Genomic DNA, 23,347 nt, shown 5'->3' on the forward strand with positions numbered 1-23,347 from the left:
CGCGACGTTGTCAGGCGACCTTGGATCAGGCGACCTTGGCGCGCCGCACCAGCAGACGGGCGATGATCAGCACGAAGAAGGTGATGATGAAGAGCAGGCAACCGAGCGCCATCAGCGAGGAGAGCTGAAGCCCATCGGCCTCGTTGAACTCGTTGGCGATGCGCGAGGCGATGGTCGAGCCCGGATCGAAGATCGAGGCGGAGAGGCGGTTGGCGTTGCCGATCACGAAGGTGACCGCCATGGTCTCGCCCAACGCTCGGCCGAGGCCGAGCATAATCGCGCCGATGATCGAGACCGAGGCCTGCGGCACGAGGACGTGGCGCACCACCTCCCAGGTGGTGCAGCCGATGCCGTAGGCGCTCTCGCGCAGGACGGTCGGGATCTGATCGAGCATGTCGCGGGTGATCGAGGCGACGAAGGGCACAATCATGATGGCGAGGATAATGCCGGCGGTGAGCACGCCGACGCCCGAGGGGATGCGCGCGTAGAGGATGGTGCCGAGGATCGGCATGCCCTCGACGACGTTCGAGACCGGCACCTGCACGAAGCGGGCGAAGAGCGGGGCAAAGACGAACAGGCCCCACATGCCGTAGATGATGCTGGGCACCGAGGCGAGCAGCTCGATGGTCATGGCGACCGGCTTGCGCGCCCAGCCGGGGCAGAGCTGCGTGAGGTAGACGGCGATGCCGAGCGAGACCGGCACACCGATGATCAGCGCCAGCATTGCGGCGGCGACCGTGCCGACGACGGCCGGTAGAGCGCCGAACTGCTCGGTGCCGATGTTCCAGGCGCTGGAAGTGAGGAAGCCGAAGCCGAATTCCGAGAAGGCCGGCCACGCACCGTAGATGATCGAGCCGAGAATTCCGGCCAGCACCAGGAGCACGAGCAGGGCGGAGGCGTAGGCGGCTCCGTGGAAGAGGCGGTCGGCGCTCTTGCTCGGAGCGGTGCGGGCCACCGCGGTCTGGCGGTCGACGGCGAGGGTCTGGGTCAAGGCGGTCATCCGCGAAGGCTCTTCGTCTGGTGAGCGTGTAGCGCGCCGTCAGGCGCGAGGCGAGCGGACCACATCGCAAAGGGCCCTCATCCGCCGCGGGAGAGGGCCCTTCGTCTCGGATTTAGTTACCGGCGAAGACGGGCTTGCCGTCCTTGCCCTTCACGGCCTTCCACTCCTCGTGGATGAGGCCGACGACGTTGTCGGGGAGCGGCACGTAATCGAGTTCGCTCGCGAGCTTGTCGCCGTTCTTGTAGGCCCAATCGAAGAACTTCAGCACGTCGGCGGCCTTAGCCGCGTCGGCCGGCTCCTTGTAGACGAGGATGAAGGTCGCGGCGGTGATCGGCCAAGCGTCCGCACCGGCCTGGTTGGTCAGGGCGATGCCGAAGCCGGGGGTCGACTTCCAGTCGGCGCTGGCGGCGGCGGCCTGGAAGGCCTTGTCGTCGGGCTGCGGGAACTTGCCGGCCTTGTTCTCGATCAGGGCGTAGGCGAGCTTGTTCTGCTTGGCGTAGGCCGACTCGACGTATCCGATCGAGTTCGGGACCTGCTTGACGGTGGCGGTGACGCCCTCGTTGCCCTTGCCGCCCTGTCCGACCGGCCAGCTCACGGTGGTGGCGGCGCCGAACTCCTTCTTCCACGGCTCGGACACCGCGGAGAGATAGGTGGTGAAGATGTTGGTCGTGCCGGAGGCGTCCGAGCGGTAGACCGGGGTGATGTTCGCCTCGGGCAGCTTAAGGCCTTCGTTGAGCTTGGTGATCTTCGGGTCGGACCATTTCAGGATCTTGCCGGCGTAGATCTCGGCGATGATCTCACCGGTCAGTTTGAGCTTGCCGGGCTCAAGGCCGGCGATGTTGACGACCGGAACCACGCCACCCATCACGGTGGGGAACTGAATGAGACCGTCCTTCTCGAGCTGAGCCGGCTTGAGGGGCGCGTCGGTTGCGCCGAAATCGACGGTCTTGGCCTGAATCTGCTTGATGCCGCCGCCCGAGCCGATCGACTGATAGTTGAGGCCGGTGCCGGTGTCCTTACGATAGGCTTCGGCCCACTTCGAATAGACGGGGAAGGGGAAGGTGGCGCCGGCGCCGGTGATATCGGCAGCCAGGGCCGAGGTCGCGAGCTGAGCGGCAGCGAGGCCGACCGCCAAGGCGTAAGCGAAGGGTTTCACAAGCATCTCCGTAAGTGTCGGGCGCATTTGCCGGGACTGATCCTGATCTCGGATCGATCTCTCTGCGACACTGCTGCCATCTAGTGCGCCGACGCGCCGCCTCTATGACGGCCACATGACGCTGACATGACAGACCTCAACGAGGCGGATTTTCATCGAGGATGGCACCGCTTGGAGCGCTTCGGCGTTATCCGTTCAGGTGCATGCGGGCGCCGCCTTGCGAGAACGATCCCGGCGGGATCGGTCCCCGTGAGAACCGGGACAGCGGCGGACCTGCACGAGAGAAATCGAGGAGACCGTCAGCGTGACGGAGCCGCATTCAACGCGCGAGAAGGAAATCCTGCTCGATCCGGCCGATCCTCAGGAGGCGGCGTATCTGGCGCTCCACGCCGAGCGGGCGGCGCTCGAGGAAGAACTGACCCGTCAGCAACAGCTTCAGCGCTTCGGCAGCGACGAGCATGGCATCGCCTCGGCACGGGCGACGGAATCATCTCTTCTGAAGGATCTCGACCGTGTGCTCACTCTGATTCGCGCCGCCGAAATCCGACGCCAACAGCCGATCGCCCGACGCTGGCAATAATCCAGGCCGAAAACAGGACTTTCCTCCGCCTTGAGCCGAGGACGGTCAGGCGCTGCGGCGGCGATCGCGCTCCTTCTGGCGAAGCCGCAGCAACAGCTGGACCTGCGCATCCGTGATGGGCTGCGCGTCGCAGCGCTCGACATACACGTCGCGCAGTCCCTGCCCGATCCGGTCACGGCTCTCGCCGTTCAGCGCGGGCATGGCGGCGTCGATGAGCGATCCAGCGGGGTAGTCCGTCACGAGTTGTGCCATGAACCGACGAGGCCAAATCTGAAGGAACCGTATCGCAACTGGCAAGGAGGAGCGATGGTGGCTCAGATTGAAGGAGGATGGTTAACAAAGACTTAGCGCGAACGGATGACTTTGACGTTCGGTGATGGCCAGCTCGGCCGCCCGCGCAGGACCTTGGCAGGCGAATTCCTTCGCTCCTCGTCTCACCCGGACGCGTGCGCAAGACCGCGACAGCCGGGGCGGGCACGGCGCGGACCGCAGAAAAATTCTTCTGCCGAGCAGCCGCCGCAGAGATGTTCTTTGTGCGCTAGCGCACCTGAGCGACGCGGTATTCTTTCGCTGCGGATCCGTATCAAGCCGGAAGATCGAACCGCCGAAGGGTTTTAGCCACTTCAGCACGCCCGGATGAACGTCCCGGCACTCGGGATGAGCGCACCCGCCGACGCCGTTTGCTTCAATGTCGTTGGGCTGCCCGCCCCCAATGCGGTACGCAGGCGACAGACGGGCCGGCCTTTCTCAGGAAAGCCGGCCCGTCACGCGCCTTCCAACTCACGAACCCGCGCTCACGGCGGCGCTCGGCGGCGGATCAGGGCTCCGGCTTGTCGCGTTCACCCTCAGCTTTGTCCCCCTGACCCTGTTTCGCGCCGCCGTTCGGATCGGTGCTGTCCTCGCCCGAAGCCGTGCCGCTGCTATGGCCCTGGGGCGTCAGGCGCGGTCGGTCCGGGGCTTCGACTTCGTCGGGCTTTCTCGTCTCGGCCATGAGGCACCTCCGGCCTGGTCAACCGGGCAGGGGCCGCGAGGGTTCGCAAGTGAACGCTCGTGAGCGCGGCTCGGCCGGCATCCGCTCGATCGGATAGCGATCTAGCGAAAGCGCGCGCCGATCGTCTCGTCCGTCCGCCACAGGGTGCAGCATACCTTGAGGGGATCGAGAGGCGAGGAGGTCAGCATGAACACGTCGGGAATGAGCGAGGTGTCCGGAACGGTAATCTCGATATCCTGCGCCGAGATGCCGTGCACCCAGCAACCGATCGAGGTGTGTTCATCCACCGCGATCAAGCCGGCCCCACCGGCTATCTGTGCTTGGTCGAACCGGAATCCTGAATGATCGGACATCGATGTCCTCGCGTGAGCACCGAAGCGTGGCCTGCACAGACGAAGATGCCGTTGAGCCGGCATTTAAATTTCGAACGATCGGCCAATGAAGTGTCAGCGGCCCGCGACGCGAACGGAATACGGACGTGTTTCCGGCCCGATCCGGCGGAGTGCGTCACGCCTTGCTCACCTCAGGAACCAGACGACAAACCCAACGGTCACGGCAGCGGCTGCGATCACTCCATAATAGGCGGGCATGACCCACCGATTGGCGCCGTGTCCCGTCTGCATCCTGGCGGCCCTCCGGCGACGCGGCCGGGTTTCTTCCTCTCGCGCCAGAGAAACACGGGACGCGTCCGAGGGCATGCCGGCCGCCTCGTCATCGGTGCCGAGCGGCGACAGGCCGGGATCCTGAGCGGGGATCTTGTCGCCGGTCCGGCCGGCATCGATCTCGGCCTTCAACTGCGCAGTCGTCGGCCGCCCGGAAGAGGGCGGTGCCTCCGGCACACGATCAGCGGGCGGGGGCGGTGTCTCGGAACGGAGTGCCATCGATCAGACGCCTCGCTTGCTCTCGACTTCGCAGCTCGCGCCGTCCGTCACGACGATGCGCGCGTTCGGGATCTCATTGAGCGCCGGCGCCGCCGCTTCCTCCGCCGCCGCTGCCCTGCGGGACCGCTCGCTCGGGTTGGTTCGCGTTGCCGCCGGCCGCGGAATTTCTGTTGATGCTGCTGGCCCCGGTCGCTCCACGCGAGATCGTTTGGCTGCGGCCGCGTCCGCCGGTCACGCTGCCGTCGTTCGTGACGATGCTGCGGCTCTTGTGACGCGAGCGGGCATCGGCGGGACTGGCCGTGAGGGGCACGAGGCACGCGGCGGCGAATCCGGCCGCGCTTGCGAACGTCAGAAAGGTCTTCATAGGGCACCCCGAGGGTTGATCCACGGGGAAACCCGGCGCTGCGCTTTTGTATCCAATCGCCGGCCCTGCGTGCTCAATGTCACCGTGCATGCGTATCGGCCGGAGGAAACGGTTGTCCCGGTGTCGGATTTACGCTCCGGCGTCGCCCGAGATCGCGGTGGGCGCCGCGTCATTCGACAGCCCCGACCGCGAACACGGCCGCGCAATGACCGAGAACCGCCTGACGCTTGATCGCCTTCGGCAATCGCCTCTTCCGGTGCCGGAGGAGGGCAGCAAGGAGCAACGCGGCACCGTCCTTGTGGCCGGTGGGTCCGTCGAGGTCCCGGGCGCCGTTCTCCTGGCCGGCGTCGCCGCACTCCGTGCCGGAGCCGGACGCCTGCGGATCGCGACGATCGCGAGCAGCGCGGCGATCATGGCCCTCGCCGTGCCCGAGGCACGGGTCATCGGGCTGGCTGAGACGGAGGAGGGCTCGATCGATCCGGCGGGGGCGCAAACCCGACTGCCGGCCATGGCCGAACGCTGCCAGTCGGTGCTGGTCGGGCCGGGCCTGAGCGCCGGCAAGGCCGCGGAGGCTCTCTCCCATGCCTTTCTGGCAGCCGAGGCGAAAGCGGCGCTGGTGCTCGATGCAGGGGTGATCGCCGGTCTCGGCCGGCAGGCCGAGGCGGTTCGATCCTGCCGCGGTCGCGCGGTGCTCACACCGCATGCCGGCGAGATGGCCCAACTTCTCGATATGGAGCGCGGGGCCGTCGAGGCGGACCCTCTGGCAGCGGCTCGCCGCGCTGCCGACCTTCTCGGATGCGTCGTGATCATGAAGGGCGCAAAGAGCTGGATCGTCGATCCCGGCGGAGCGGCGTGGCTCTATGACGGCGGCGGCGTGGGGCTCGCCACCTCCGGCTCGGGCGATGTTCTATCCGGCATCATCGCCGGCCTTCTCGCACGGGGCGCCGAGGCGATGAGAGCGGCTCTCTGGGGCGTCTACCTGCATGGGCAGGCGGGGCGGCGGCTCGCCGAGCGGGTGGGGCCGGTCGGGTTCCTGGCGCGGGAGATCGCCGACGAGGTTCCTGCGATCCTGCGCGAGGTTTGAGGCCGGCCCTCCTATAAGAGTTGCGAGGCCGGGAACAGGACCGTAAGCGCGAGGGTTCTGCCCTACCTCACATCCGGGAGGGCGATCATGACGCAGGCGGAGCCAACGAAACCCGGCGACGATGCGCCGCCCGGCACGCCCGGCACAGGCGAGAACCTGTGCCCCCGGTGCGGGGGCAGCGGTCGCCTGGAAGCCGAAAGCTGCCCGGACTGCAAAGGCACCGGCAAGGTCGTCTCCGGAATCGGCGGCGGCTAACGCTCCGCTGTCGAGGCCGGCCGACCACGTTATCGAGTCCGTCGCCGCCTTCTGCAGAAGGTCGACCATCACGGTCGAGGACGGCGCGCCTCGAACCGCTTCGCGGTGGCTGCCTCCGCTCCTCATCAGCACGGTCGGACAACAGCCCGGACGCACCTCGCGTCAGCAGGGGCCGCGCCGAAGCGCGGTAAGGCAATTTTCGTCGAATCGTCGCCGCGAAATAGGCTCACTCCCCGCCCCGTTCTATGATAGAACGAAAATAGAACGAGCAGGCAGCCGTTCTCCGGCGAGCACGAGCGTGGCCACGGCGTTCCGTCCGAGCGCCCGTCGCAAGCGTGTATGACGGCCGACCCGGCCTTGGTGAGGGAGAACGCGGGTGACGATGCGAACGACCTATCTCGTGCAAACCTTCGTGCTGAAGCGCAAACGGCTGTGTCCGGGCGATCAGCAGGTGTCGCCGACAGTGAGCGGTGCACTGAAGCGGGCCGAGGCGATGGCGGCGCGGCTGCCGGGTACGGCCGCCATCCAGATCGTCGCCGACGACGAGACGGGCGAGTTGGAAAGCGCGACGATTCTCGGCCGGTTCGGCGACGTGCCCGATGATTTTGCCGAGACGCTGCAGGCCGCCTGACGAGAGGATTTAGGAAAGAGGATCACATGGCCTTCAAGCCGAAATCGGCCGCGGAGACGAAAGCCCGCGATCTGGGCCTGGCGCTGGCGCGCATCGCCGAGAGCGAAGGCATGCCGGCCCATGTCGGCGTGGATGCCCTGCGCCGAGCCAGCCCGCGCCTGACGCCGCTGGCCATTGGGCAGATGGTGCGAAAGCACCGCGACATCATCGAAGAGACGCTGACCGAGCGCGGGCTGACGCTGATCGATTATGCCGATCAGGGGCCGGGACGCGGGATGGAATTCACGGTCGCCGACGCTTGAGCGCGCGGCAGTTCCGGAAAAGCCCGCCATGGAAGCCGTGCGCCGGGTCGGCGCCTACCTTCAGGTCCAGGACGGTGACGGCTGCCGCCATCTGCTACGCGTCTCCAGCGTGCAGGCGGTCAGCGACACCGATCTCATGCGGAACGAGACCTTCATCACCGCGGCCGGCCGGACGATCCGCGTACCGCAGCCGCTCGACGAGATCGTGCCGCTGATCTCACCGGGTGAACGGCTGCCGGTCGAGGCGGACGCGGAGCCTTGGCCGTTCTGAACCCATCCGCGGCCTCGAACCTCGGCGACGTCATTCGGCCCGCTCCCGTCCGTCCGGAAAGAGTCGGTTGCCGCAAAGGCGACGACCATCTCAGGAACGATCACCGCATGCGAATCTTGTCTCGGCACGTCGAGAGCCTGAGGAGAGCCGCGTGGACGATGATCGTGTCTGGTCGTTCGAGAAAAGCCTCTGGACCGGAGGGTCTGACCATTATCGGGAATTGGTCGATGACGAGTGCCTGATGGCACTGCCGCAGCCGCCCTACGTTTTCAGCGGCACGCAAGCGATCGAAGCGGTCTCGGACACACCCCGCTGGTCGGATGTCGAGATCGAGGACGGTCGGATCGCACGCCCTCAAGAGGGCCTCATCGTCATCGCCTACACGGTGAAGGCCAAACGCAGCGAGGAGACCTACGAGGCGCACTGCACCTCGACCTATCGCCGGCTCTCACATGAGGAGTGGCGGGTGGTGCAACATCAGCAGACTCCGCGCATCCTCGCCCCTGTGGTCGATGAGGCGCACTGACGGACCTGTCGCGTGCAATGCGGCAACCATCGATGGCGGCCGGTATCCGCTCGGACGCCGGTCCGCCTCGGACTGCAGCCCATCAGAGAGCTGGCATCGCCAACAGCACCGAATGCATGGATTTCGCGGAGAGAACCGAGCGACGCCCGACCGCGACAACGATCGGATCAACGTCAGACGAGGCGCGAAGATCGCTGCCATCTCAACGATTTAGGAGATTTGGCTCCCCGAGCAGGACTCGAACCTGCGACAAAGCGATTAACAGTCGCTTGCTCTACCAACTGAGCTATCGGGGATCACCGGGCCGCCTTGGCGGCGCTGGCGGGTCATTAGCCTTGGTCGGAGGCGGGCGCAAGGGTCCTTTCGGCGCTTTTTGCGTCTTGTGAGCCGGCGAGGCGCTTTTTCCACCGTGTCGCGGTCGAAGGGCGGCCATTCGATCGATCACGCGATAAGACCGTTGCCGAGCGGGCCGAGCCTCTGCTAGAGACGCCTCGCTCCGGAGCGGCCGCTCGGCCCGGAGCGTCGCGCATCGACGCGGCGAGGCCTCGTGGCGGAGTGGTTACGCAGAGGACTGCAAATCCTTGCACCCCGGTTCGATTCCGGGCGAGGCCTCCAAAATTCTCAGTCGTCAAGAATTCTCGGTCGTCCTGACAATCGGCTCGTGCCCTGCGGTGCAGAGCGCCCGCGCAAGCCTTGCAATTCCAGGAACGATCCACGACAACCCGACCCGCTCGAACCGGCGCCGCTCGACGGGCGAGCAAGCGAAGCGTCCGACGCAGCGGCAGGGAATGGACGGCTCATGCTCGATTATGCCCAGGCGCGGCGCCTCATGGTCGATTGTCAGCTCCGGACCTTCGACGTGAACGACGTCGCAGTGCTCGACGCCTTCGACTCCGTGCCCCGTGAGCGCTTCGTCCCGCCGGGCCGCGAGGATTTCGCCTATATCGACCAGACCCTCACCTTCGACGCGGGCGAGGACGGCGTCCGCAGCATGCCGGCCCCGATGGTGCTGGCCCGCATGATCCAGGCTCTTAAGATCCGCCCCGGCACCCGCGCCCTCGATGTCGGCACCGGCTATGGCTACGGCGCGGCGATTCTCGCCCGCCTCGGCGCCGAAGTCGTCGCTCTCGAATCCGCCGCCGATCTCGCCGGCGCCGCCCGTGAGCGCCTCGGCGAGTGCGCCGATCTGGTCCAGGGTGCCCTGACCGCCCCGGTCAAGGGCGGGCCGTTCGATGCGATCCTGGTCGAGGGCCGCGTCGAGGTCCGGCCGCAGGCCCTGCTCGACCAACTGGCCGATGACGGCCGCCTCGTCTGCGTGCTCGGTCCTCACCGGAACGCCAAGGCGACCCTGTTCGTGCGGGCCGGTGACGCCTTCGGGTCGCGCGCGCTGTTCGACGCGTCGCTGCCCGCCCTCAAAAGCTTCGCGACCGAGCCCGGCTTCGCATTCTGAGCCGGAGCGTCTCGCGCCTGCCGAGCCGCTGCAGATCGGGCGATTCGTACCCGAAACGCCCCTTACGCATGCCATCGCGAAACGCCCGGCCGCGCGCCGCGGCGAGGGGCCGGCTTGCGCCCCCGCGCATCTCTGTTGGCGATGAGGGATTAAGCCCGCGGAGGTGTCGCTTTTTTGAGGCACCCGACGCCAATCCGACGCCGCGCTGCGGGAATCTCTGTCGCTGACCGCTCAAGCTCGGCTACTCTGTCGCACGAGGCGGGCTGACCCTTCCAACGCACGGGCGTGCATGCGGCACCCCTGTCGCGACCCTCACGGAAAGGGCTGCCCCGCAGATGTCCGGAAGGACAGATGCGGCGGCGGCGGACCGGGCGGGCACGGCGGTGCGACGGTACGGTAAATCGAGAAACCGCAAGGGCTGATCGACGTGAAAGAACGCAACCCTGCGGCGCGGTCCGCGCTCCGGCTGGCTGGTGCCGTTGCATCGGTACTGGTCGTGGCCTGTCCGGCCGCCGCTGAGACCCTTGAGAGCGCGCTGTCGCGCGCCTACCAGGCGAACCCGGCGCTGAACGCGGCGCGGGCGAACCTGCGGGCGACCGATGAGGATGTGAACCGGTTCCAGGCCGGCTACCGGCCCAACGCGGCGATCTCCGCCGATATCGGCGTTCAGCAATTCCAGGGTTCGGTCTCCGGCGTGCAGATCAACGGCCGCCGCGGACTGACCGTGCCCGGCGGCGCCGGCCTGACGGTGAACCAGAACCTGTTCGACGGCTTTCAGACGGACAACCGGGTCCGGGCGGCCGAATCGACCGTGCTCGGGACGCGCGAGGGCCTGCGCCAGACCGAGATGAACACGCTGTTCAACGCGGCCCAGGCCTACATGAACGTTCTGAGCGACACGGCGACGCTCGAACTGCAGCGCAACAACGTCGAGGTGCTCGAGGAGCAGCTCCGCCAGACCCGCGACCGCTTCAACGTCGGCGAGGTGACCCGCACCGACGTCGCCCAGGCCGAGGCGCGCCTCGCCGGCGCGCGCTCGCAGGTCAGCGCAGCGGAGGCGGCGCTCCGCGCCTCGATCGGCATCTTCCGTCAGATCATCGGCGTCGAGCCGCGCCAGCTCGCGCCCGGCCGACCGCTCGACCGCTACGTGCCCGGCTCGCTCGATCAGGCGATCCTGATCGGTCTGAAGGAGCACCCGCAGATCCTGTCCTCGCTGCACGCCGTCGACGTGGCAGAGCTGCAGGTGAAGGTGGCCGAGGGTGCCCTCTACCCGCAGGCACAGGTCACCGGCGCTGTGCAGCAGCGTTACGATCAGCAATTCCCCGGCGACAACGGCGTCACCGCCTCGATCGTCGGCCGGGTGAACATCCCGCTCTATCAGGGCGGCGGCGAGTACGCGGCGATCCGGCAGGCCAAGGAGAATGTCGGGCGCGCCCGTCTCATCGCCGATCAGGATCGCGACACCATCCGCGCCTCGATCGTGCGGACCTGGGGCAACCTCGAAGCCTCGAAGGCGCAGGTGATCGCCTCGCAGGCCCAGGTCCAGGCCAACGAGGTGGCGCTGAACGGCGTGCGCGAGGAGGCCCGCGTCGGCCAGCGCACCACCCTCGACGTGCTCAACGCGCAGCAGGAACTGCTCTCGGCCCGCGTCGCCCTGATCCGCGCGCAACGCGATCGCGTGGTCAATTCCTACGACGTGGTCCAGGCGGTCGGCCGTCTCACCGTGCGCTTCACCAGCCTGCCGGTCACCCCCTACAGCTCCCGCGAGCACCTCGATCAGGTTCGGGATCTCTGGTTCGGCGTGCGCACGCCCGACGGGCGCTGACGGACGCGTGCGGGCGGCGTTTTCCTGTTGGCCGGCGGCGGACCAAGGTTGATGCCGGGTGAGGCGATGAAATAGTTCGTTAACCTCATCGTCGTCTTGTCAATCGTCACCGAGTATCGTCCCGATGAGCGCAGCGAGCCCTAAGGTTCAGGACAAGACGCAGGAACCCTCCATGGAGGAGATCCTGGCTTCGATCCGCCGCATCATCGCCGACGATCAGGCCCCGAAGCCGGCCGAAGTCGAGCCGGCGCCGCCCCCGCGGGCTCCGCCGCCGCCGGAAGAGGACGATGTGCTCGACCTTGCCGAGGTCGCCGAGCCGCTGCGCAAGCCCGAGCCGAAGCCCGATCCCATGGGCTTCGATATCCCCGAGATCGATTTCCGGATGCCGGACTTCGGGCCGGAACCCGAGCCCGTTTTCGAGGCCTCCAAGCCGGATCCCTTCGACTTCGAGCCCGAGCCCGTCCCCGCTCCGAAAGTGAGCGAGCGGATCCGCGCGGCGGTCGAGGAGGAAGCGACGGAGCGGCTGGTCTCGTCGCGCACGGTCGAGAGCGTCGGACAGAACTTCCAGCTCCTGGCTCAGACGGTGCTGTCGCAGAACGCCCGCACGCTGGAGGATCTCGTGCAGGAGATGCTGCGGCCGATGCTGAAGAGCTGGCTCGACGACAACCTTCCGCTGATGGTCGAGCGGCTGGTGCGCGTCGAGATCGAACGGGTCGCCCGCGGACGCTGACCTCTCCACGGCCGCTGGCGGAGCGGACGAACCCCGGCCGAAACGGGCCGACGGTTGACGGCGGCACCGTGGCGGGCCGATAGCGACGGCGACATTGTTTCCAGAACGCCGTCTCGAAAAGCCCGCCCGCCCATGATGGACAAGACCTTCGACCCCGCCGCCGTCGAGGCGCGCGTCTCCACGGCCTGGGAAGAGGGCCAGGCCTTCCGCGCCGGCCGTCCCGAGCGGGCCGGCGCCGAGCCCTTCAGCATCGTGATCCCGCCGCCGAACGTGACGGGCTCGCTGCATATGGGCCACGCCCTCAACAACACGATCCAGGACATCGTCGTCCGCTTCGAGCGGATGCGGGGGCGCGACGTGCTGTGGCAGCCGGGCACGGATCACGCCGGCATCGCCACGCAGATGGTGGTCGAGCGGCGGCTGGCAGAAACGCAGCAGCCCGGTCGACGCGAACTCGGCCGCGAAGAGTTCCTGCGCCGGGTCTGGGCCTGGAAGGAGGAGTCGGGCGGGACGATCATCGGCCAGCTCAAGCGGCTCGGCGCCTCCTGCGACTGGTCGCGCGAGCGCTTCACCATGGATGAGGGTTTGAGCCGCGCCGTGCTCAAGACCTTCGTCGACCTGCACGCGCAGGGGCTGATCTACCGCGACAAGCGCCTCGTGAACTGGGACCCGAAGTTCCAGACGGCGATCTCGGACCTCGAAGTCCAGCAGATCGAGGTGAAGGGCCATCTCTGGCACTTCGACTATCCGGTCGTGGACGAGGCTGGCGCCGAGACGGGCGCGGTCATCACGGTGGCCACCACGCGCCCCGAGACGATGCTGGGCGACACGGCGGTCGCGGTCCATCCGGACGATGAGCGCTACCGTGACCTCGTGGGGAAACGCGTTCGGCTGCCGCTGGTCAATCGGCTGATCCCGATCGTCGCCGACGCGTATTCCGATCCGGAGAAGGGGACGGGTGCGGTCAAGATCACCCCGGCCCACGATTTCAACGACTTCGAGGTCGGGCGCCGCGCCGGGTGCCGGCCGATCAACGTGCTCGATGCCGAGGCGCGGATCCAGATCGCCGGCAATGCCGACTTCCTGGAAGGCGCCGCCCCGGAGGCTGCCGCGCTGGCGCTCGACGGCCTCGACCGGTTTGAGGCCCGCAAAACGGTCGTTGCCCTGATGGAGGAGCGCGGCCTGCTGCGTGCGGTCGAGCCGAACACCCACGCGGTGCCGCACGGCGACCGCTCGGGCGCGGTGATCGAGCCCTACCTGACTGATCAGTGGTACGTGAACGTCAAGCCGCTGGCCGAGCGCGCGCTCCAGGCGGTGCGCGACGGCAAGACCCGCTTCGTGCCGGACAACTACGAAAAGATCTTCTTCCAGTGGCTGGAGAACATCGAGCCGTGGTGCGTCTCGCGCCAGCTCTGGTGGGGCCACCAGATCCCGGTCTGGTACGATGCGGAGGGTGGCATCTTCGTCGCCGAAAGCGAGGCGGAGGCGCTCGCGCAGGCCAAGGCCAAGCACGGCCGTGAGGTCGCGCTGACCCGCGACCCCGACGTGCTCGACACGTGGTTCTCCTCCGCGCTCTGGCCGTTCTCGACGCTCGGCTGGCCGGACAAGACACCGGATCTGGCCCGCTTCTACCCCACCAACACCCTGGTGACGGGCAAGGACATCATCTTCTTCTGGGTTGCCCGGATGATGATGATGGGCCTGCACCTCACCGATCAGGCGCCGTTCGACACCGTCTACCTGCACACCCTCGTCCGCGACGAGAAGGGTGCGAAGATGTCGAAGTCGAAGGGCAACGTGGTCGATCCGGTCGATCTGATCGACCGTTTCGGCGCGGATGCCCTGCGCTTCACGCTCGCCGCGCTTGCCGCCCCCGGCCGCGACATCAAGCTCGGTCCCCAGCGGGTCGAGAGCTACCGCAACTTCGCGACCAAGCTCTGGAACGCGGCGCGCTTTGCTGAGATGAACGGCTGCGCGCTCAAGGCCGATTTCCGACCCGAAACGGTCAAGGAGACGCTCAACGCCTGGGCGCTCACCGAGGCCGCCAAGGCCGTGGCGGAGGTGGCGCAGGGCATCACGGTCTACCGCTTCAACGATGCGGCGGCCGCCGCCTACCGCTTCGTCTGGAACGTGTTCTGCGACTGGTATCTCGAACTCGCCAAGCCAGTGCTCCAGGGCGAGGGCGTCGATCCGGCGGCGCGGGCCGAGACGCAAGCCACGGTCGCCTTCCTGATCGACCAGATCGCCAAGCTGCTGCACCCGTTCATGCCCTTCCTCACGGAGGAGCTGTGGGCAATCAAGGGCGAGGCGCTGCCGACCCAGCGCGGCCTGCTCGCGCTCGAATCCTGGCCGGAGCTGTCGGCCTATCAGAACGCGCAGGCCGAGGCCGAGATCGGCTGGCTCGTCGATCTGATCTCCGAGATCCGCTCGGCCCGCTCCGAGACCAACGTGCCCGCCGGCGCCCAGATTCCGCTCGTGCTGGTCGGTGCCGACGAGAGCGTCCGCGCCCGGGTCGAGCGCTGGAGCGAGACCCTGACCCGGCTTGCCCGGCTCTCCGAGATCGGCTTCGCCGAGGCCGCACCGAAGAACGCGGTCCAGCTCCTCGTGCGCGGCAGCGTGGCGGCCCTTCCGTTGGAGGGCATCGTCGATCTCGCGGCCGAGGTCGCACGCCTGAAGAAGGAGGCGGGCAAGGCACGGACGGAGATCGGCAAGATCGAGGGCAAGCTCGGCAATGCCGACTTCCTCGCCCGCGCCCCGGAAGAGGTGGTGGACGAGCAGCGCGAGCGCCGCGACGCGGAAGCCGCCCGGCTCGCCAAGATCGAGGAAGCCCTGGCCCGCCTCAGCGACGCATGAAGGGGCTGCGGCGGCTCGCTCTGGCGCTTGCCGGGCTGGCTGCGGCCCTTCTCGCGCTCACGCTCTGGACGGCGCGACCGAGCGATCCGAGCCTCTACCCGTCGTCCGGCCCAAATACGGAAGCGGTCTTCCTTGTCAGCCACGGCTGGCATTCGGGCCTCGTCCTGCGCCGCGAGAGCCTGACGGGGGAGGGCGCGGGCGCGGCTCTGCGCAACATCGCCATCCGCTTTCGCGCCTACGATGCAGTCGAGTTCGGATGGGGCGAGGCGCGCTTCTACCAGGCAACGCCGACCCTCGCCGCCTTCGATTGGCGGCTCGCCCTCTCGGCCCTGTTCACGCCCGGCGGGAGCGACGGGGTGATTCAGGTTGTCGGGCTCGCGAGGCCCGTTCGCGCGAGTTTCCCGCAAGCCGACATCGTCCCGGTCTCGCTGTCGCAACAAGGATTCGCCCGGCTCCTCGCCCGCCTCGACGGCGGCTTTCGCTTGGCTGACGGCCAGCCTGCCGACCTCGGACCGGGGCTCTACGGCCCGAGCCTGTTCTACGCGGGGGAGGAGCGCTTTTCGTACAGCAATGTCTGCAATCACTGGGTGGCCGGTCTCTTGAACGCCGCGGGGTTGCCGATCACCCCGGTGCTCGACACGCACCCGGCCGGCCTGCTCTCAGACCTGCGCTGGCGGGCCGGCCTGAAGATCATGGAGCGTGCTCCCGCCGAGCCGGACCTGTCCAAACCGTAATCTTCACGCCATCCGGCGGTCAGGCTGGCGTCTCTAGGACTCATCCCACGGATCGCTGCCCGATGCCTCGGCATCGAAGGGCAGACGACCCCAAGATTTGTCCGTCGGAGAAACTCATGACCATGACCGTCCGTCGCCGCGCCTTCGCCTCGGTCGCCGCGGCCGCCCTCGTCGCGGGCGGCGCCGCCGGGTTCGGCCTGACCGAATCCGCCATGCCGGCCTATGCCCAGGCCCTGCCCAAGACCCCGATCGAAGCCCCCGAGCACCCGCCGGGCTCCTTCGCCAACGTCGTCGACAAGGTGAAGCCCGGCGTCGTCGCCGTGAAGGTGAAGCTCGACAACAGCCTCGACGATGACGACGACAGCGCGGGCGGCCCCAACATGCAGCAGGTGCCGCCGCAACTGCGCGAGTTCTTCAAGCGCTTCGGCCAGGGCGGCGGACAAGGTGGACCCGGCGGGCGCGGCATGCCGCAGCGCGGTGAGCGCGGCGCGGTCGGCTCCGGCTTCATCATCTCGGCGGACGGCTACGTGGTCACCAACAACCACGTCGTCGACAAGGCCAAGACCGTGCAGGTCACCCTCGACGACAGCCGCACCCTCGACGCCAAGGTGATCGGCAAGGACCCCAAGACCGACATCGCGCTCCTGAAGATCACCGAGAGCGGCAGCTACCCCTATGTCCAGTTCGGCAAAGCCGCTCCGCGGGTCGGCGACTGGGTCGTGGCGATCGGCAATCCGTTCGGCCTCGGCGGCACCGTGACGGCGGGCATCGTCTCGGCCCGCGGCCGCGACATCGGCGCCGGTCCCTACGACGACTTCCTGCAGATCGATGCGCCGATCAACAAGGGCAATTCCGGTGGACCGACCTTCAACGTCAATGGCGAGGTCGTGGGCGTGAACACGGCGATCGCCTCGCCGTCCGGCGGCTCGGTCGGCCTCGCCTTCGCGATCCCCGCCGAGACGGTGCAGACGGTGGTCGATCAGCTCCGCACCGACGGCAAGGTGGTGCGCGGCTATCTCGGCGTGCAGGTCCAGCCGGTGACCAAGGACATTGCTGAGGGGCTCGGCCTCGACAAGGCCAAGGGCGCACTGATCGATCACGCCGAGAGCGGCACGCCGGCCGCCAAGGCCGGGCTGAAGTCGGGCGACGTGATCGAGTCGGTCAACGGCGCGCCGGTCAACGATGCCCGCGACCTGTCGCGGCGCATCGCCGGCCTCAAGCCCGGCACCGAGGTGAAGCTCGCCTACCTGCGTGGGGGCAAGAGCGACACCGCAACGGTCGAACTCGGCACGCTGCCAAGCGACGGCAAGGTTGCGAGCCGCGGCGACAGCTCCTCCGGCGGCCAGACCCGGCTCGGCCTGAGCCTGGCGCCGGCCAGCGAAACGGGCCTCGGCGACGAGGGCGTGGCGGTGATGGATGTCGATCCCGACGGCCCGGCCGCGGCGAAGGGCATCGCGCAGGGCGACGTGATCCTGGATGTTGCCGGGACCAGCGTCTCGAAGCCCTCCGACGTTCAGGCCCAGATCCGCGCCGCGGAGTCGAACGGCCGCAAGGCCGTGCTGATGCGCGTGAAGAGCGCCAAGGGCCAGACCCGCTTCGTCGCCGTGTCGCTCAATAAGAAGGAGGGCTGACCTTTCGCTTGTTCCGGCGGAACCGTTTCGGCTCCGCCGCCTTTCCTCAGTCGATCCCCTCAACTTCGCGCCCGCTCCTTGAGCGGGCGCTTTTTCGTTCTCGCCCGCGCCTCGCGTGTCACGGGCGACAGACCCTCGCCTCGAACGCGTTCGATGGCTCGAATGGGGTGGAGGCTAAGCTGACTTTCCGACCTGCACAGCGCAATCTATCGTCAGCGCAATTGAAAAATGCCGTTCGGGTCTCTGGCAATCTCTCAGGTTGCGCAGCCATCCTGAGGTATTATCCGCATCTTTATCATGCGATTGCATCATTTTTCAGCCCTTATGGTCATATGTTAATCGGGCGGAAAGACGGAGATGGACACAATCCAATCAACCTCAATTGATTGGCGGCATGATGATGAAGACAGGTATTCGCACGCGTTTGTACGGCGGATTCTCGTTTTTGGTTGCGATATCCTGCGGCATGGGTGTCTTCGCTTACACGCAACTCGATAGTCTCGACGAAATGTTCGAGAGCCGGGCCCAGCTCGAGTCGGCTGCCCGGAACCTCTACACCATCAACGGCCTATCGGACCGGCTGATCGGCCAAGCAGCCCAGTACAGACTCACTCAGGAGCCGGATTACACGACGGGGATGTTCGCATCGCTCGATGCGATCCGGCAGAACGCCGAGAAACTGATCGCGACCACGCCGAGCCCTGAGCGCCGCGCGGCCTACGAGCGGCTTCGGGATCAATCCACCGACCTCCGCCAGACGCTGCCAAGATTGGTCGAGCTCGGGGCCCAGATCCGCGAGAACCGAGCCGGCGTCTACGTGAATGGGGATGAGCTGACCAAGGCCTCGGGCACGCTCGTGGCTCAGATGCGGGCCACCGGCCAGGATGCGGTGATCGCGCAGGCCGTGGAGGTCGAGCGCACGATCCTCCTCTTCCGCATCATGAACTGGCGCTTCCTCGCCACCAAAGACCCGAAGGGGCGCGGCCTTTCCGCCGGCGCCTTCGCCAACGCCGAGGCGGCCCTGGCGAAGCTGAGTGGGCTCAGCCTCACCGCCGCCGACCAGAAAACCTTGAAACTTGTCGGCGAGGCTTTGAACCGTCTCAATACGAGTTTCGCCGCCGCGTCCCGAGCCATCGTCGAGAGCGAGGCCTTCTTCGACGAGAAGCTGAAGCCGAAGGTGGACGGCATCAACGCCGTCGGCCTCTCCGTGCGTGGCAAGCTTGAAGCGGCCTTGACGGAGGGTGTCGAGCAGAGCAACGCCCTGATGCAGCGGGCCCAGACCGTTCAGCTCGCCCTGCTCGGCCTGATCCTGGCCGCGGGCGCCACCCTGGCCTTCCTGATCGCGCGCAGCCTGATCCGCCCGATCGCCGGCATGACCGCCGCCATGAGCCGCCTCGCGGCGGGCGAGACCGCCGTCGCGGTGCCGTCTCAGGACGCGACGGACGAGATGGGCCGGATGGCCCAGGCCGTGGAGGTGTTCCGCCAGAACGCGGTGGCGCGCATCGCGCTCGAAGCGGAGCAGGCCTCGCAGGCCTCCGACCGCCAGCGCAGGGCCGATCGCGTCGATGGACTCGTGCGCGGATTCGAGCAGAGGATCGCAGCCTCCATCGCGATCGTGACGTCGGCCGTGACCGAACTGGACACGACCGCCCGCTCGATGACGCAGGTCGCCGAGAGCACCAACGGGCGCGCTGTCTCCTCCAGCGCCGCGGCCGAGGAGGCCACCATGAACGTGCAGACGGTCGCCGCCGCGGCCGAGGAGATGGTCGCCTCGCTCACCGAGATCGAACGGCGTGTCCAGCAATCCAACGATGTCGCCAGCCATGCCAGCCACGAGGCCGGCGTGACCACCGTCTCGATGACCGATCTCAGCCGGGCGGCGGAGAAGATCGGCGAGGCGGTGACGATGATCTCGGGCCTTGCAAGCCAGACGAATCTGCTCGCCCTCAACGCCACCATCGAGGCGGCGCGGGCCGGGGAAGCCGGACGCGGCTTCGCGGTCGTCGCCACCGAGGTGAAAGAACTCGCTGCGCAGACCGCCCGCACCACGGAGGCGATCTCCGATCAGGTCGCCGCGATCCAGTCGGCCTCCGCGCAGGCTCTCGACGCGATCCAGCAAATCGGCCGGACCATCGTCTCGGTGAACGACATCACGGGGTCGATCGCGGCCACCGTCGTCCAGCAGACGGCCGCCACCAACGAGATCGCCCGCAATGCAGCCGAGGCGGCCCGCGGCACTCAGGACGTCTCGATGAGCGTGGCGCAGGTGCAGGCCCTGTCGAGCGAGACCGGATCGGCGGCCCAACAGGTGATGATGGCCTCGTCTGAACTGTCGGTTCAATCCGAGAACGTGCGGCGCGACGTCGAGGACTTCCTCGCCGCCATCCGGGCGGCCTGAGCGGCCGACTTCGCGGCGGGGTCGGGACCGACCACCCGGCGCCGCCGCGAAGTCAATGAGGCTCGCCCCGCCTACGCCCCCGGCGCGGAGGGGGCAGGATTTCGGCGCGGTCTTCCGGCGGACCCTGCGGCAACCTTTTGGGTTCTCCCGCAACAGGGGCGCTTTGAAAGGTAGACAGGCATGGCGAGCGTCGAGGCATCCGGCACCTTCGCAATCGGCGGGGATCTCATCGTTCACCGTCTCGGCTTCGGCGCGATGCGCGCCACGGGGGCGGGCATCTGGGGCGATCCGCCGGACCGCGAACGGGCGAAGGCGACCCTGCGGGCGGTACCGGGCCTCGGGATCGATCTCATCGACACGGCCGACAGCTACGGCCCCTTCGTCAGCGAAGACCTGATCCGCGAGACGCTTTACCCCTACGATGGACTCGTCGTCGCCACGAAAGGCGGCCTGACCCGGCATGGTCCCGATATCTGGCGGCCGGTCGGCAATCCCGACTACCTGCGCCAATGCGTGTTGATGAGCCTGCGACGCCTCGGGCTCGAGCGAATCGACCTGTGGCAGCTCCACCGGATCGGGCCGGACTGTCCCCGCGAAGTGCAGTTCGAGGCGATCGCCCGGATGCGGGAGGAGGGGCTGATCCGCCATGTCGGCCTCTCCGAGGTTTCGGTCGAGGACATCGAGGCGGCCAAAAAGTACTTTCCGGTCGCGACCGTGCAGAACCGCTACAACCTCGTCGATCGCACCAGCGAGGCGGTGCTGGCCCATTGCGAGCAGCACGGCATCGGCTTCATTCCCTGGGCGCCCCTCGACAAGGGATCGCTGACCGGTCCGGGTTCCGCCCTGGAAGCGATTGCCGGGCGCCTGGGCGCCAGCGGCGGCGCGGTGGCGCTGGCCTGGCTCCTGAAGCGCTCACCGGTCATGCTTCCGATCCCCGGCACCGGCGATCCCGGCCACCTCGCGCAGAACGCGGCCGGCGCCGACCTGCGCCTGAGCGACGAGGATTTCGTCATCCTCGACCACGCGGGGCGCGAGGCGTGGCAGAGCACGAGCGCGGGATAGGGCACGCGTGCTGCGGCACACCTGCCGGTCGGCGTGAAGGAACTTGGTCTGGCGCGATTCTTTCATCTGCGGCGTGGCGCGGACCACCTGCAGGAGAGGATCGACATGCCGTCAGCCGGCCAGCTCACCCGTACTGGTTTCCTCGGCGGCCTCGCGCTCCTCGCCGCTTCCGCCGCTCCGGTCTCGGCACAGCCGCGTTGGGTCGCCGGTACCTACATCTACGCCGACCTCTGCACGATACCGGAGGACGGCGCGCAAACCGGTCGGCGCATCACCCTCAAGCGCTGGCCCGGGAGCGACAACCTCGTCTACGAGGGCGCCGGCCTGCCCGCGCCGATCGAGACGGCGGTGACGGTCGATGACGGCACCAAGGCGGTGGCGTTCGAGATCGAAACGAGCGCCGGCCCGGTCAGCTTCCGCGGCACGGCCGGACCCGACGCGCTCGTCGGTACGCTGAACAGCGCCGGCGGCGCGCAGCCGCTGCGCCTGAAGCGGGTTCTGCGCACCGGCGCTCGGCAAGCCTGCCCCGGCGAGACGACCGGCTCGATCAACTGATCCGTCGCCAGCCGATTGTCCCTTGCCGACCATCGCTTGCCATTGACGTCGCCGGCTCCCGGCGCGAGTGAGGCGCGGGGGCCGACACGAGGCAACGAGCATGGGCGGGACGAAGCGCAGCTACCGGATCGCGGTGATTCCCGGCGACGGCATCGGCAAGGAAGTGGTGCCGGAGGGCGTGCGGGTGCTGGAGCGGGCCGCTGCCCGCCACGGCTTCGAGATCGTGCAGGACTGGTTCGATTTCGCGAGTTGCGACTACTATGAGGCGCACGGGCGGATGATGCCCGAAGACTGGAAGGCACAAATCGGCTCCCACGACGCGATCTTCTTCGGTGCTGTCGGCATGCCCGAGCGCGTTCCGGATCACATCTCGCTGTGGGGATCGCTGATCCAGTTTCGGCGTGAGTTCGACCAGTACGTCAACCTGCGGCCGGTGCGGCTGATGCCGGGCGTCGCCAGCCCGCTCGCCGGCCGCAAGCCCGGCGATATCGACTTCTGGGTGGTCCGCGAGAACACCGAGGGCGAGTATTCGAACGCGGGCGGACGGATGTTTCCTGGCACCGAGCGCGAGTTCGCGGTGCAGGAATCGATCTTCACCCGCCACGGCGTCGATCGCGTGCTGAAATTCGCCTTCGCCCTGGCGCAGAGCCGGCCGAAGAAGCATTTGACCTCGGCGACCAAGTCGAACGGCATCTCGATCACCATGCCGTACTGGGACGAGCGCGTGCGGGCCGTTTCGGAAAGCTACCCCGACGTCCGATGGGACCAGTACCACATCGACATCCTGACCGCGCATTTCGTGCTGAACCCCGACCGGTTCGACGTGGTGGTGGCCTCGAACCTGTTCGGTGACATCCTCTCCGACCTCGGGCCGGCCTGTACCGGCACCATTGGCATCGCACCGTCGGGCAACATCAACCCGGACCGGCTCTTTCCCTCGGTGTTCGAGCCGGTGCACGGCTCGGCCCCGGATATTGCCGGGCAGGGGATCGCCAACCCGATCGGCCAGATCTGGTCGGGGGCGATGATGCTGGAGCATCTCGGCGAGCGCGAGGCGGCGGCCGAGATCGTCGCCGGCATCGAGCGGGTGCTCTCCGAGCAGACGCTGCGCACGCGCGACCTCGGCGGCCATGCCGACACGCAGACCTGCGGCCGCGCGGTCGAGCAGGCGCTGGGCTGACGGGGCGAGAGCGATGAGACCCGTCGTCGTCACCGTGGCGATCACCGGCTCGGTCGCGCGCAAGGCCGACAACCCGACCGTGCCGATCACCCCTGCCGAGCAGATCGAATCCACCCACGCCGCCTACGAGGCGGGCGCGGCGCTGGCCCACATCCACGTGCGCGACGACGACGAGAGCCCGTCGCTCGATGCCGAGCGCTTCCATGCCGTGCAGGCCGGCATCCGCCGGCACTGCCCGAACATGATCGTGCAGTTCTCGACGAGCGGGGCAGGCTCCGACCCTCTCGAGCGGGGCGCCTGCCTGATCCACCGGCCGGACATGGCCTCGCTCACCACGGGGTCGGTCAATTTCGGCGACGGGGTCTACGAGAACCCGGCCGCCTCCTTCACGGCGCTCGGGCGACGGATGCGGGAGGAGGGGGTCTCCCCGGAGATCGAGGTGTTCGACCTCACCCATCTCCACAACGCCCGCCGCCTCGTGGACGAGGGCGTGATCGGCCCCGAGCCCCACCTGCAGTTCGTGATGGGCATCCGCAACGCCCTGCCGCCCGATCCACACCTCCTCGACATCCTGCTGGCGGAGACCCGGCGCCTGCTGCCGGGGGCGACCTGGGGCGCCTTCGGCATCGGCCGCTTCCAGAGCCGGGTGATGGGCTGGGCACTGGCGCGGGGCGCGCAGGGCGTTCGCACCGGCCTGGAGGACAACATCCGCCGCTCGAAGGAGCAACTCGCCGACGGCAATGCCGATCTCGTCCGTCTGGCCGCGGAGATCTGCGCCGAGCACGGAGCCCGTCCGGCGACGCCGGCCGAGGCGCGGGCGATGCTGCGCCTCGGTTGAGTGTCTCTCACAAAACTCCCGCCGCGCTGTCCTCGCCGGAGCGAGAACGG

Annotated in this window: 24 protein-coding genes, 2 tRNA genes and 1 pseudogene; 19 read left to right on the forward strand and 8 right to left on the reverse strand. The window is 67.8% G+C overall.

Features of this window, described 5'->3' with window-relative positions; genetic code table 11:
- Window positions 1-25: 25 nt before the first annotated feature.
- Complete coding sequence (gene pstC, locus MFF24_RS08175; RefSeq protein ID WP_133088940.1) at window positions 26-1,000, reverse strand: phosphate ABC transporter permease subunit PstC; 975 nt, start codon at window positions 998-1,000, stop codon at window positions 26-28.
- 112 nt (window positions 1,001-1,112) lie between these two features.
- Window positions 1,113-2,156, reverse strand: a complete 1,044-nt coding sequence (gene pstS / locus MFF24_RS08180) for a phosphate ABC transporter substrate-binding protein PstS (RefSeq protein WP_108943114.1) — start codon at window positions 2,154-2,156, stop codon at window positions 1,113-1,115.
- Between the two features lie 304 nt (window positions 2,157-2,460).
- Between pstS and MFF24_RS08185 the strand changes: the two genes are divergently transcribed.
- A complete protein-coding gene (locus MFF24_RS08185; protein WP_108942580.1) occupies window positions 2,461-2,736 on the forward strand; it encodes a hypothetical protein in 276 nt (91 codons plus the stop codon).
- Between the two features lie 45 nt (window positions 2,737-2,781).
- Here the strand turns inward: MFF24_RS08185 and MFF24_RS08190 are convergent, their stop codons facing one another.
- The 5 genes from MFF24_RS08190 to MFF24_RS08210 all read right to left on the reverse strand — a co-directional run bounded on the left by MFF24_RS08190 (window position 2,782) and on the right by MFF24_RS08210 (window position 4,972).
- A complete protein-coding gene (locus MFF24_RS08190) occupies window positions 2,782-2,988 on the reverse strand; it encodes a hypothetical protein (RefSeq protein ID WP_108942579.1) in 207 nt (68 codons plus the stop codon).
- A gap of 565 nt (window positions 2,989-3,553) precedes the next feature.
- Window positions 3,554-3,727: a hypothetical protein gene (locus MFF24_RS08195; RefSeq protein WP_238223832.1), complete on the reverse strand. Its 174-nt coding sequence runs from the start codon at window positions 3,725-3,727 to the stop codon at window positions 3,554-3,556.
- A gap of 101 nt (window positions 3,728-3,828) precedes the next feature.
- The gene (locus MFF24_RS08200; RefSeq protein WP_133088941.1) at window positions 3,829-4,080 is read right to left on the reverse strand and encodes a PilZ domain-containing protein; all 252 of its coding nucleotides are present in this window, start codon (window positions 4,078-4,080) and stop codon (window positions 3,829-3,831) included.
- Window positions 4,081-4,245: 165 nt separating this feature from the next.
- Window positions 4,246-4,608 carry a hypothetical protein gene (locus tag MFF24_RS08205; protein WP_238223834.1) on the reverse strand — a complete coding sequence of 121 codons (363 nt, stop codon included), beginning with the start codon at window positions 4,606-4,608 and terminating at the stop codon, window positions 4,246-4,248.
- Between the two features lie 73 nt (window positions 4,609-4,681).
- Window positions 4,682-4,972, reverse strand: a complete 291-nt coding sequence (locus tag MFF24_RS08210; RefSeq protein WP_238223836.1) for a hypothetical protein — start codon at window positions 4,970-4,972, stop codon at window positions 4,682-4,684.
- 205 nt (window positions 4,973-5,177) lie between these two features.
- Here MFF24_RS08210 and MFF24_RS08215 point away from each other — a divergent pair, with 205 nt between their 5' ends.
- The 6 genes from MFF24_RS08215 to MFF24_RS08240 all read left to right on the forward strand — a co-directional run bounded on the left by MFF24_RS08215 (window position 5,178) and on the right by MFF24_RS08240 (window position 8,041).
- Complete coding sequence (locus MFF24_RS08215) at window positions 5,178-6,056, forward strand: NAD(P)H-hydrate dehydratase (RefSeq protein ID WP_238224109.1); 879 nt, start codon at window positions 5,178-5,180, stop codon at window positions 6,054-6,056.
- A gap of 87 nt (window positions 6,057-6,143) precedes the next feature.
- The gene (locus tag MFF24_RS08220; RefSeq protein WP_238223838.1) at window positions 6,144-6,311 is read left to right on the forward strand and encodes a hypothetical protein; all 168 of its coding nucleotides are present in this window, start codon (window positions 6,144-6,146) and stop codon (window positions 6,309-6,311) included.
- 376 nt (window positions 6,312-6,687) lie between these two features.
- Window positions 6,688-6,942, forward strand: a complete 255-nt coding sequence (locus tag MFF24_RS08225; protein WP_108942574.1) for a hypothetical protein — start codon at window positions 6,688-6,690, stop codon at window positions 6,940-6,942.
- Window positions 6,943-6,968: 26 nt separating this feature from the next.
- Window positions 6,969-7,244 (forward strand): adenylosuccinate synthase, encoded by a 276-nt coding sequence (locus MFF24_RS08230; protein ID WP_108942572.1) that lies wholly within the window; start codon window positions 6,969-6,971, stop codon window positions 7,242-7,244.
- 28 nt (window positions 7,245-7,272) lie between these two features.
- Window positions 7,273-7,515: a hypothetical protein gene (locus MFF24_RS08235; RefSeq protein WP_108942570.1), complete on the forward strand. Its 243-nt coding sequence runs from the start codon at window positions 7,273-7,275 to the stop codon at window positions 7,513-7,515.
- 151 nt (window positions 7,516-7,666) lie between these two features.
- Window positions 7,667-8,041 carry a DUF4440 domain-containing protein gene (locus tag MFF24_RS08240; protein ID WP_238223840.1) on the forward strand — a complete coding sequence of 125 codons (375 nt, stop codon included), beginning with the start codon at window positions 7,667-7,669 and terminating at the stop codon, window positions 8,039-8,041.
- Between the two features lie 220 nt (window positions 8,042-8,261).
- Here the strand turns inward: MFF24_RS08240 and MFF24_RS08245 are convergent.
- A tRNA-Asn gene (locus tag MFF24_RS08245) sits at window positions 8,262-8,337 on the reverse strand.
- Between the two features lie 245 nt (window positions 8,338-8,582).
- Here MFF24_RS08245 and MFF24_RS08250 point away from each other — a divergent pair.
- The 12 genes and pseudogenes from MFF24_RS08250 to MFF24_RS08305 all read left to right on the forward strand — a co-directional run bounded on the left by MFF24_RS08250 (window position 8,583) and on the right by MFF24_RS08305 (window position 23,297).
- Window positions 8,583-8,656 (forward strand) — tRNA-Cys (locus MFF24_RS08250).
- Window positions 8,657-8,840: 184 nt separating this feature from the next.
- Window positions 8,841-9,491, forward strand: a complete 651-nt coding sequence (locus MFF24_RS08255) for a protein-L-isoaspartate O-methyltransferase family protein (RefSeq protein WP_238223842.1) — start codon at window positions 8,841-8,843, stop codon at window positions 9,489-9,491.
- A 335-nt stretch (window positions 9,492-9,826) separates the two neighbouring features.
- Window positions 9,827-11,316 (forward strand): annotated as a pseudogene (locus MFF24_RS08260) (TolC family outer membrane protein).
- A 172-nt stretch (window positions 11,317-11,488) separates the two neighbouring features.
- Window positions 11,489-12,046 (forward strand): PopZ family protein, encoded by a 558-nt coding sequence (locus MFF24_RS29165; protein ID WP_486291383.1) that lies wholly within the window; start codon window positions 11,489-11,491, stop codon window positions 12,044-12,046.
- Window positions 12,047-12,178: 132 nt separating this feature from the next.
- Window positions 12,179-14,899 (forward strand): valine--tRNA ligase, encoded by a 2,721-nt coding sequence (locus tag MFF24_RS08270; protein ID WP_238223854.1) that lies wholly within the window; start codon window positions 12,179-12,181, stop codon window positions 14,897-14,899.
- A complete protein-coding gene (locus MFF24_RS08275) occupies window positions 14,896-15,633 on the forward strand; it encodes a DUF2459 domain-containing protein (protein WP_238223856.1) in 738 nt (245 codons plus the stop codon). Before MFF24_RS08270 ends, MFF24_RS08275 begins: the two co-directional genes overlap by 4 nt.
- 116 nt (window positions 15,634-15,749) lie before the next feature.
- The gene (locus MFF24_RS08280; RefSeq protein ID WP_238223858.1) at window positions 15,750-17,264 is read left to right on the forward strand and encodes a Do family serine endopeptidase; all 1,515 of its coding nucleotides are present in this window, start codon (window positions 15,750-15,752) and stop codon (window positions 17,262-17,264) included.
- A 466-nt stretch (window positions 17,265-17,730) separates the two neighbouring features.
- The gene (locus MFF24_RS08285) at window positions 17,731-19,662 is read left to right on the forward strand and encodes a methyl-accepting chemotaxis protein (protein WP_238223860.1); all 1,932 of its coding nucleotides are present in this window, start codon (window positions 17,731-17,733) and stop codon (window positions 19,660-19,662) included.
- A gap of 180 nt (window positions 19,663-19,842) precedes the next feature.
- On the forward strand, window positions 19,843-20,724 hold the full coding sequence (locus MFF24_RS08290; RefSeq protein ID WP_238223861.1) for an aldo/keto reductase: 882 nt from the start codon (window positions 19,843-19,845) through the stop codon (window positions 20,722-20,724).
- A gap of 105 nt (window positions 20,725-20,829) precedes the next feature.
- Window positions 20,830-21,279, forward strand: coding sequence for a hypothetical protein (locus MFF24_RS08295; RefSeq protein ID WP_238223863.1), 450 nt, complete (start codon window positions 20,830-20,832; stop codon window positions 21,277-21,279).
- A gap of 100 nt (window positions 21,280-21,379) precedes the next feature.
- Complete coding sequence (locus MFF24_RS08300; protein ID WP_166061093.1) at window positions 21,380-22,459, forward strand: tartrate dehydrogenase; 1,080 nt, start codon at window positions 21,380-21,382, stop codon at window positions 22,457-22,459.
- A gap of 13 nt (window positions 22,460-22,472) precedes the next feature.
- Complete coding sequence (locus MFF24_RS08305; protein ID WP_238223866.1) at window positions 22,473-23,297, forward strand: 3-oxoadipate:acetyl-CoA acetyltransferase; 825 nt, start codon at window positions 22,473-22,475, stop codon at window positions 23,295-23,297.
- The last annotated feature ends 50 nt before the right edge of the window (window positions 23,298-23,347 follow it).

This window comes from Methylorubrum aminovorans (assembly GCF_022179725.1).
In the GTDB taxonomy this organism is placed as follows: Bacteria; Pseudomonadota; Alphaproteobacteria; order Rhizobiales; family Beijerinckiaceae; genus Methylobacterium; species Methylobacterium aminovorans.